This is a genomic window from Pedobacter sp., from assembly GCF_045628745.1.
Classification (GTDB): Bacteria; Bacteroidota; Bacteroidia; order Sphingobacteriales; family Sphingobacteriaceae; genus Pedobacter.
The window spans coordinates 1-9,219 of record NZ_JAZQPU010000097.1 but is presented as its reverse complement, the minus strand read 5'-3'; the positions used below and the strand labels follow the sequence as shown (position 1 = coordinate 9,219).

Genomic DNA, 9,219 nt, shown 5'->3' with positions numbered 1-9,219 from the left:
TCTACTGTATCTTTTGACGTGCTACAATTGGGCTATCGTTTTAACCCTAATTTTAAGGTATATTTAGCTGGTGGTTTCGACTGGACCATGATCCGTTTGCGCCAGAATGTAACCATCCAACAAGGTACTCCTGATTTAGTTGCGCTGCCAGAAACGACTAACTTCAGCAAAAACCGTTTTTCTAACAGCTATGTGCATATTCCATTGAACTTAGAATTTCGCACTAAAGAAAACGACAAAGGAAAACGCTTCTATTTCGTAGTTGGTCCGGAAGTAAGCTTCTTGCTCAACGGAAAAGTAAAACAAGTAAGCGATGAACATGGCAAGGTTAAATATAAAGACGACTATAATTTCCAACCATTCAGGTACGGCGGTACAGTTAGACTAGGTTACGGAGGAGTAGGCTTCTTCACTAAATATTACTTCAACGATATGTTCGATAGTCCGGCACAAAAAGGATTGAAAAATATGTCATTCGGTATCACCTTCGGGATGAACTAAAAAATAGCCGATGCTATAAAGATACTCCACACACACAAGTTGACCTGAACAGGCTGTCTCATTTAAAATGAGTTCAGCCTGTTTTTTTTTATTCCTTAAGTATTTGTTAACTATTAATTTGGTTGTTTTTTGCTGAGCGTTCGGAGGGCCTTGGCAGGGCCATTAGATATCCGTCGATATGGAAAGGCCCTATGAAGGCCCTACCAACGCCCTCTGAACGCTATGGAAACCTTAACGTGACAGATAGTTGTTTTGTGCTTAATTTAATTTTAAGTTAAGACTGGTTTTGCTGTTAAAGCTGCCTTTTTTATTTTGTCTTTCTCTGAGGTTCGTTGTTTTCTGGCTTTTATGATGGGGAGGTTTGATGCTTGTCGCCAAAATATAAAATAAGCGGCTAATTATTTACCTTTATGGCGTGAAGGAACAGGTCATCAGCGTACAGCAATTAACGAAACAACATCAAAGCACACAAAATTCCGGCGTTAGGAATATCAGTTTTGACATTGAAAGCGGAAAAATAGTAGCCATATTAGGCGAAAGCGGCAGTGGTAAATCTACCTTGCTGAAATGTATTTATGGCTTGCTGAAAGTCGATAGTGGACAGGTTCTTTTCAATGGCAAAAGGGTATTAGGTCCGGATGAGCAATTGATTGCCGGGCATAAGGAGATGAAAATGGTAACGCAGGATTTCTCACTAAATATTTATGCCAAGGTGTATGATAACATTGCCTCCATGCTGTCTAACACGGATGTGAAAGGCAAACATGACCGTACTGTTGAAATGATGGAGCATTTGAACATCGTTCATTTAAAAGACAAGAAGATTACCGAATTGAGTGGGGGTGAGCAACAACGCGTAGCCATTGCCAAAGCTTTGATAAGCAATACCACCTTATTATTGCTTGATGAACCTTTTAGCCAGGTTGATGCTTTGCTTAAAAACCAGTTAAGGGCGGATATCAAGCGAATTGTGGCCGATACAGGCGTTACGGTCATCATGGTATCTCATGATCCTGCCGACGGCTTGTTTATGGCTGATCAGCTGTTATTGATTAAAGACGGACAGTTGTTGCAGCAAGGCGAACCATCTTATGTATACAACCACCCATCACATGTGTATACTGCGCAATTATTGGGTAATGCCAATGCCTTATCACTTGCTGAAGCGGATCAGCTGGGTTTGCACTGTAAAGGGAAAAACATCATCATTTATCCTGAATGGGTGGAGCTGAAGGGCTCGCTGACCAGCAGAAAGTATGAAGTGATGGATGTTTATTATAAAGGTTTTTATGAGGAGTTGTTGCTGGAGAGAAACGGGGTGAGGCTTCGTGCTATACAGCTAAACAGGGGGGAGCATCAGAAGAAAGACTTTATACAGGCAAGTATAACGAAGTTTTTGAGTTTTGAGTAGGAGGGAGATGATTATTATTGAGAAGCATGTGATTAGTAAATGGGTATGTGTTACTAAAGTTCCTCCAAGATACAACTTCATTAAATTGATTATCAAGAAACGGTTAGATTCTTATAATTAGAGAGTAATTATTAAATAACTTTATTGAATATCCAAGGAACGATAATTGTATTCTTAATTGCTTAGCAATTCAAATTCACTGATGTGGTTGATGTAAATTTTTTTAATCCTGATTACATGTTATACTTCTTTCTCAATTGGTCTGAGATCAAACGTGCTTCTGAAACAATAATTTCTGGATATCCCAAGGAGGAAAGGATAGCAATTCCATTTTTATTTCTTAGCACTCCTTCTTTTAGTTTATAATCGAATACTAAGCGTTGTTCGCAAACAGTTTCTTCAAAAGAATACATTGCATATTCATCACCTAAAAGCTCTGCAAGCTCAAGGTCATGGGTAGAAACGAAAATAAACTTCTTGTTAAATGCAAGATATGAAAGTATAGCCTTGGCAGCGGCTACTCTTTCAATGGTGTTAGTCCCCTTAAAAATCTCATCAATAATAATTAACGAACCACTTTCCTTCATGCTTTTTTTTATTATAGTGAGAACCGACGTTGCTTCAGCTTGAAAAAAGCTCTTCTGACTTTCAATATCATCGCTAACTCTAATACTTGTAGATAAGCTTAGAAAAGGACCTTTATAAGCTTTAGTGCAAGAAGTAAATAATGTTTGTGAAAGCAAGGTGTTTATGGCAATTGACCTGATGAAGGTTGTTTTCCCAGACATGTTTGAACCTGTAATTAAAACCCCTTGTGAAGCAGATACGACAATTGAATTTTGGACACAATTTTTAACTAATGGATGATAAAGCGCTTCAATCATGATTGTATTCTCGTCTAATATGAACTCTGGTTTCGAATACATTGGGAGATCCTGTCGCAGGGATTGAATGGAAACTGCAAAGTCTAGATGAGCGACGTAATTGAAAACCATTTTAATTGTATTTTTATGTTTACTGACACGATCTATTGAAATGATGAACATTGCTGGCTCGATCAGTAAAAAAGTTTTAAATAATTCCCAGATACCAGACGCAATATCTGATGGATCTTTACTTACACTATCTTCGAAAGAGACGAAACTTAAATACACTTTCAGCTTACCTAATAGGCTTATATTTTTCTTTACCAAAAGTGCTTCAGGCGTAGAAATTTTATCCGAAATCCGCTTGGCAACCTGAAGCAGTAAATTCAACTGTGGTAAAGTGTGAACATACCGTGCTATCTTCTGCTTATTACGAAAGTGCAGATATAAGTTAACTATTGTCAAGATGAAAGTGACTACAAAGCCGGCTTCGCTTTTTTCTAGAATCATAAACCCTAATGAAAAAAGCCATAAGAATCCTGCAAATTTTATATACCAACCCAAGACATTGTTATAAAGATTTTGAATGTTCACCGTGAACAATTCATGCAAGAAATAGGCGTTTACCTTGTTCAGCTTGGACAATTCATATTCAAGCGCTTGTCGTAGATCGGTATCTTTGAATTGTTCTACTAAAGTATCAAGCACCTTTAGTGAACTAAGATTGTTCTCCTGGGATTTTAGTTTACAATATAAATATTGTTGACCTATCTTAGAGTTTGTTCTATCGACATAGGCAAAAAGTTTTTCAAAATCTATGTCTTCAGCTGTTGAATCCGATAGAATATGATCATTAGCTACTTTATAATAATAAGAGGAAATTAGGTTGAAGTCCCTATCCGCAATTTCGGGTTTAGACCATTTATCCTGAATCGTCCTATTTATTCTAATAAATTCTCTTCTCTTTTTATAATTAACGAAAATGATAAGCAGCAGAAAGCAAAACACAAATAGGACTAAGTATAACATGCATAAAATTAGTAATTTACTGGAATTTTAATTTATTATTTCATAATACTTCTAGAACCTCCATTAAATGAAGTCGACCAACTATTATATAATTAAACTGTGGCATATGATAAAAGAATCTAATGGGCCAGCCTAATAAATATCTTCAATGAATTTCTTTACTTTGGCTTTTAAATTATCCGGGATGTTTGCAGTTATGTTGTCATGTTCCTAAGTTGGATGGTGTAGGTAACATTTCAAAGGAGAAAAATTTCAGGGACCTTAAAGAAATTCATAAAAATATGGGTTGGGACCTATTATTAAATGACCATAAAAGATTAAGGGTAGATAATGAGGAAATAGCGATTATAGGCGTTGAAAATTGGGGCGTTAACAATCAAAATAATTACGGCAGGTTAGACCTTGCCATGAAAGATACGAATGATCTCCCGGTGAAACTGCTGTTGTCTCACGATCCTTCTCATTGGCGTGGAGAAGTCTTGCATAAATATCCTCAAATAGATGCTATGTTTAGTGGTCATACTCATGGTGGGCAATTTGGTGTTCAAACAGCATCGTTTCAATGGAGTCCTGTATCATATCGTTATCAAGAATGGGCAGGTTTGTATAAAGAAGGCAATCAACAACTATATGTTAATGTAGGTTTTGGCTTTATGGGATACCCCGGCAGATTTGGTATTTTGCCAGAAATTACCATATTCGAGCTCCTCAGGGGATAAATTACTGTATAAGTCAGGTTGCATGTAATGTAAAGCTATCTGTTTTTTCTTATCCAAGCGATTGCTTTTTTTACTTTTTGGTCCTTATGGAGGACTTCAAAATTATCACCTTCGGAAACTAAGATATCGGGGTTAATATTTTCAGGATAAATCTTCCCATTTCTATCAGCGGCATAATCTACAGCCAAATTAAGACCTGAGTATTCATTTAATTTAAATCCTAAATTAGTGGTCGTATACCCTGCGGTGGGCTCGCCAATTAAAATTGATTTATACCTGCCAATGGTCGTTATTGCGGTCATCTCTCCTGAACTTGCAGTATAACTACTTATTAAAATCGCGACTGGAACATCTTTTTTAATGGGATGGCCCTTGTATTTTACGGGTGATACTTTTACGGAATCTACATAAAAAGTTCCATTTTTAATGATCCAATCACCATCAGGTTGAAGAGCAGGGGTTATAAATCCGCCTACTCTTCCTTCACCAATAAATTCTGTTAAACCTGCAATCATAGGATACATATTTCCACCAGTATTGACTCTAAGATCAATAATCCATCCCTTAATATTCTTGTCATTTATTTTGGCGATAGCATTTTTGATGTCTCTACTAATGCTATCTATAAGTTGACCTCGAAAATCATTGTTCCCGGGAATCAAAATGTACCCGATATCTTTTCCAATCTTTTCTGAACGAACAAATGAATATTTTTTAGTGGCTGATTTTATGGTTTGGTTTACTTTAATTCCATCGTTTTTGTTCCAGCTATAGGTTTTATTTTTATATTTCAAGCTGCCATGATGATCATCAATTTGCTCGAATATATAGGGGTATATGGGTAAAATATCTTCATAGCGCTTTGCTCCCGAAGCCTTATTATAAACATGCTGACGTAATTCTTTCCAATTGACATTTTTACTATTTAATGCATTGGCCTCAATAATAAGCAGGCTTTTGTCAAGATAGGATTTAACACTATCAACGATCAATGGTGAATTAGTTTGTGCTTTGATAAAGCATGGAAGAAATAATAGAGTTATAAGGAGAAACCTGTTCATTTAATGAAGACGCAAGATGATGATAAAGGTTGCATCGACAGTAATTCTTAATAGATTTATCTAATCAATCTAGTTGATTGGTGACCAATTACGTAACATGTTAATTCTTTTTCTAATAAATCCTTGTTCAACACGGTATAAGTTTTCCTGCTCGTCAAATAAATTTAAGGAGAAAACTGCTTCCATTAGGTAATCATCACCTTTGATATGGTCAACTTTTAAAATTTCAAAGCTCGAGTTATCTTGAATATCCATTCTGTGAGACTGCATAGCTATAGAGAAGCCTGGCTTTTTTGAGCTCAATATCTTGCCTTCCCCAAAAATAGTTAATACAACGCCTTCTCTGGTGTTTTCCTTTTCAAAGTCTATGGCGAATGGTTGTTTTCCAGGCTTAAAAATTTTAGATTGATCTTCTGGAATCATCACAAACGTAGATTTAGTAAGATCAGATATTTTGTATTTCTTATTAAAATATATTTCTAAAGTTATCCCCCGATTTTTAGTAGTAGAACTCAGGCCAAAAAATGATGAATACATCGTCGAATCTGGAGTTCCGTACCATAATTTTCCAGCAGTTCCATAAGCATAAGTTCGGCCAGCAATGGCTTCGTTATATGGCTTTACGTTAATTTGACTATTACCTACTCCAACTGAATAGGTCTCATTAAAAGAATACAGGGTATTATTCATGCTAAAGGAAATACTGTCTGTTGTATTTTGTTGAAGATCAACAGAATCAATTGTACTTGTCTTTTTGCATGACATTAATACACAAACCAAGATTGGTATAATAAAATAATTTTTGCTAATTTTCACAACGCCAAGTTAAAATTTATTTAGAAGATTGTTTTTTAAAGCATGTATTTATCTTGATACCTTAAGAATTGTTTACTTCGATTGAATACGTTACCTCATCCGCTCGCATCCCATCAGGCCAATTTACTTCTTCAGTATGTGCATATTTGAATCCAAATCTTTTTATTGCCGCTGCTGAGCTTGTATTACCAATCCTGTGAGAAACAGTGATAAATTTGCATTTCTTCTGAAGCACCCATTCCATTCGTGCTTCATAAAACATTTTTGATAAACCTTTTCCGCGGTGTGCTGGCTTAATAAAAGACGCAAAGAAGATAGCTGTGGTTGGTTGATCTTTTTTAATGGCAACACCCGATAACCCTACCAAGGTTTTATCATGATATAAAGCAAACATACCTCGTAACTCATTTTCTAATAAGGATACCCAGTCCTTTTCGCTATAGTTTGATTCACTTGCATAATTGCTGCCAAACATTCCAGGATTTGTTTTCAATGCTTCGAGCCTGATTGATTTATATTCTTTCCAATGCTTTGGTAACAGCTGTAGCAATGTATAGTTATCCTTAGTTATATTCTCCATCACGCTATTTGTCATTCTTTTAATAGTTAGCAAATATAGACCTGATGTTACCATTTACTACCATAAAATAGATGGAAGATACCGGTATCATTTTAATTAATGCTATCTTTCAACATGCAGCATTTTGAATTTGATTCACCTAAAAACCTTCAGGATACCATAAAATCCTTCTTTCCACTTTTGTTTTAAAATCTGAAATAGAGACAGTTATTAACAACATAAGTATATATTGTATTATATTGATATACAAATCAATTAATCAGATTATATGAATGCTCTCCTTACCATCCTGTTACTTCATCTTTTTAGTCTACAAGCAAAATCACAGATAAATGATATTGTAAAGTTAGCGGAGCGAATTGACGAGGCCAGTAAAAACATATCTTCAGCAAAGTATAAGCTGAACACTAAGTATACGAAGATCTCGGTGGGAGAGGATAGTTCAACAAGAGTTAATTTATTTGATTATTCTTTCAAGTCAAATCCTAAGGACACATTATTGGGCTATAAATTCTCCTCTACTGACCAATCTGGTATTATACAACAATATAATGGAACGGATTTCTATCTCTTATACAAACAAGTATTAGAGATTGCACCCGCTGCTAAAAACAGGAATAAAATTAAAAGTTTGAATCAAAGCGATATGTATGTGCCATTATTCAATTCGTTCAACCACCGTTTTCAATTGGCCATCAAGTATAATAAATTATCCTCTTGGAAATTATCACCTTCCCTCGTAGATTATAAAGGCAACAGTTATTATAAAATAACTTCACCTACATACTCAAAAAACGACTTTAGCAGTTATGCAAATTATTATATCTCAGCAAAGAGCTTTCTTCCTATGGGCGAAGAAGTGATAATGGAGAATGTGATTAAAAATGCGAAGGAAATCCAAACCTTTAATAATTGGATAACAGAACTTGAGTTAAATATAAAAATTGATGACAAACTATTTGATAAGGAAATATTATCAGGATACAATAAGGAAAGGATTGTAGATGAAGCACAACAACCTGAAACGAAACAGCTACTCAAGATTGGAAGTTTAGCTCCAAACTGGACTCTACCTTTACTTGACGGCGGTATTTTGAAGTTAAGTGACCTTAAAGATAAAATTGTTATCATTGACTTTTGGTACAAAGCCTGTGCGCCATGCGTTCAGCAGATGTTGGATCTTCAAAAACTTCATGATAAATTTGATAAAAACAAAGTTGTATTCATTGGGGTAAATACAAAAGACGATCCATCAAGTACAAATTTAACTACGTTCCTTAAAAATAGAGGCATCACAATGAAAAATGTTTACAATGGTAAACAAATTGAAAAACTTTATAATGTTAGTGCTTCCCCAGCCTTATTTATAATTGACAGCAATCAGCAGATTGCATTTTCCCTGGATGGCTATTCAACCACGCTGCTAAATGACCTTGACAGGGAAATTAGTAAACGGCTATAATCAGTCATAGTTTCTAAATCCCTTCATTCATTAAACTTCACCTAAATATTTATTTTGCAAGGTATTTTGGGCAGAATACCTTTGCCCAAAATTATTTTCATTTTTTTAAAATGTTTCAGTTCCTCAATCGTCTTACCTTATAAACAAAGTATATTTTTTAACGGCCAATGCGCGAAGAGAAGAACAGTTACCTTTTAAAAACCATTCAAGAATACGGTAAAGGGCTGTTGTCGTTCATTCGTGGAAGGGTGAAAAATGATGCGGACGCACAAGATATTCTGCAGGATATTTGGTATAGCCTCAGCCTGGTGGTCAATACCTCACCGGTTGAACAGACCAGTGCCTGGCTTTACAAAGTTGCCCGTAACAAAATCACCGATAGATACCGTAAGCGTTCTGAAAGTTTGCTGGATGATTTGTTTGATGATGAAGAGGAGCTGGATTTTAGATCCATACTCTTCTCTGATTCAAGGACCCCGGAAACAGAATACCTGCGTAATTTATTCTGGAAACAGCTTTTCATTGCCTTAGATGAGCTGCCTGAAGAACAAAAGCAGGTGTTTGTGTGGCATGAACTGGAAGATATTCCATTTCAAAAAATAGCGGAACAAACTGGTGTAAATGTACAAACACTGGTTTCGCGAAAAAGATATGCTGTACTGCACCTTCGGGAACGCTTGAAAAAACTATACGATGAGTTAACGGATTAACAATTTAAATTATGAAAAAGATATTTTATAAAATGCCTCGTGCAGCTCGTTTCATTTTTATCCC

General features: G+C 35.6%; 8 protein-coding genes and 1 pseudogene. 5 read left to right on the top strand and 4 right to left on the bottom strand.

All coding sequences use genetic code 11. The features are described 5' to 3' along the window. Both ACR2F7_RS04060 and ACR2F7_RS04055 read left to right on the top strand, forming a co-directional pair. Nucleotides 1–501 (top strand): outer membrane beta-barrel protein (locus ACR2F7_RS04060; protein ID WP_432712312.1); only part of this gene is annotated, 501 nt, incomplete at its 5' end. A 415-nt stretch (nucleotides 502–916) separates the two neighbouring features. Next, on the top strand, nucleotides 917–1,912 hold the full coding sequence (locus tag ACR2F7_RS04055) for an ABC transporter ATP-binding protein (protein WP_432712311.1): 996 nt from the start codon (nucleotides 917–919) through the stop codon (nucleotides 1,910–1,912). Nucleotides 1,913–2,145: 233 nt separating this feature from the next. Here the strand turns inward: ACR2F7_RS04055 and ACR2F7_RS04050 are convergent, their stop codons facing one another. After that, complete coding sequence (locus ACR2F7_RS04050; RefSeq protein ID WP_432712310.1) at nucleotides 2,146–3,807, bottom strand: MutS-related protein; 1,662 nt, start codon at nucleotides 3,805–3,807, stop codon at nucleotides 2,146–2,148. 236 nt (nucleotides 3,808–4,043) lie between these two features. Between ACR2F7_RS04050 and ACR2F7_RS04045 the strand changes: the two are divergent. Then, a pseudogene (locus ACR2F7_RS04045) lies at nucleotides 4,044–4,526 on the top strand (metallophosphoesterase); the annotation flags it as partial. A gap of 35 nt (nucleotides 4,527–4,561) precedes the next feature. Here ACR2F7_RS04045 and ACR2F7_RS04040 read toward each other — a convergent pair. The 3 genes from ACR2F7_RS04040 to ACR2F7_RS04030 form a co-directional block, all read right to left on the bottom strand. Continuing rightward, complete coding sequence (locus tag ACR2F7_RS04040; protein ID WP_432712309.1) at nucleotides 4,562–5,518, bottom strand: S41 family peptidase; 957 nt, start codon at nucleotides 5,516–5,518, stop codon at nucleotides 4,562–4,564. Nucleotides 5,519–5,656: 138 nt separating this feature from the next. Continuing rightward, the gene (locus ACR2F7_RS04035) at nucleotides 5,657–6,403 is read right to left on the bottom strand and encodes a hypothetical protein (RefSeq protein ID WP_432712308.1); all 747 of its coding nucleotides are present in this window, start codon (nucleotides 6,401–6,403) and stop codon (nucleotides 5,657–5,659) included. Between the two features lie 61 nt (nucleotides 6,404–6,464). Continuing rightward, complete coding sequence (locus tag ACR2F7_RS04030) at nucleotides 6,465–6,998, bottom strand: GNAT family N-acetyltransferase (protein ID WP_432712307.1); 534 nt, start codon at nucleotides 6,996–6,998, stop codon at nucleotides 6,465–6,467. A 253-nt stretch (nucleotides 6,999–7,251) separates the two neighbouring features. On the opposite strand from ACR2F7_RS04030, the gene ACR2F7_RS04025 reads away from it, so the two are divergent. Further along, nucleotides 7,252–8,445, top strand: a complete 1,194-nt coding sequence (locus tag ACR2F7_RS04025; RefSeq protein WP_432712306.1) for a TlpA family protein disulfide reductase — start codon at nucleotides 7,252–7,254, stop codon at nucleotides 8,443–8,445. A 167-nt stretch (nucleotides 8,446–8,612) separates the two neighbouring features. Beyond that, nucleotides 8,613–9,155, top strand: coding sequence for an RNA polymerase sigma factor (locus ACR2F7_RS04020; RefSeq protein ID WP_432712305.1), 543 nt, complete (start codon nucleotides 8,613–8,615; stop codon nucleotides 9,153–9,155). The last annotated feature ends 64 nt before the right edge of the window (nucleotides 9,156–9,219 follow it).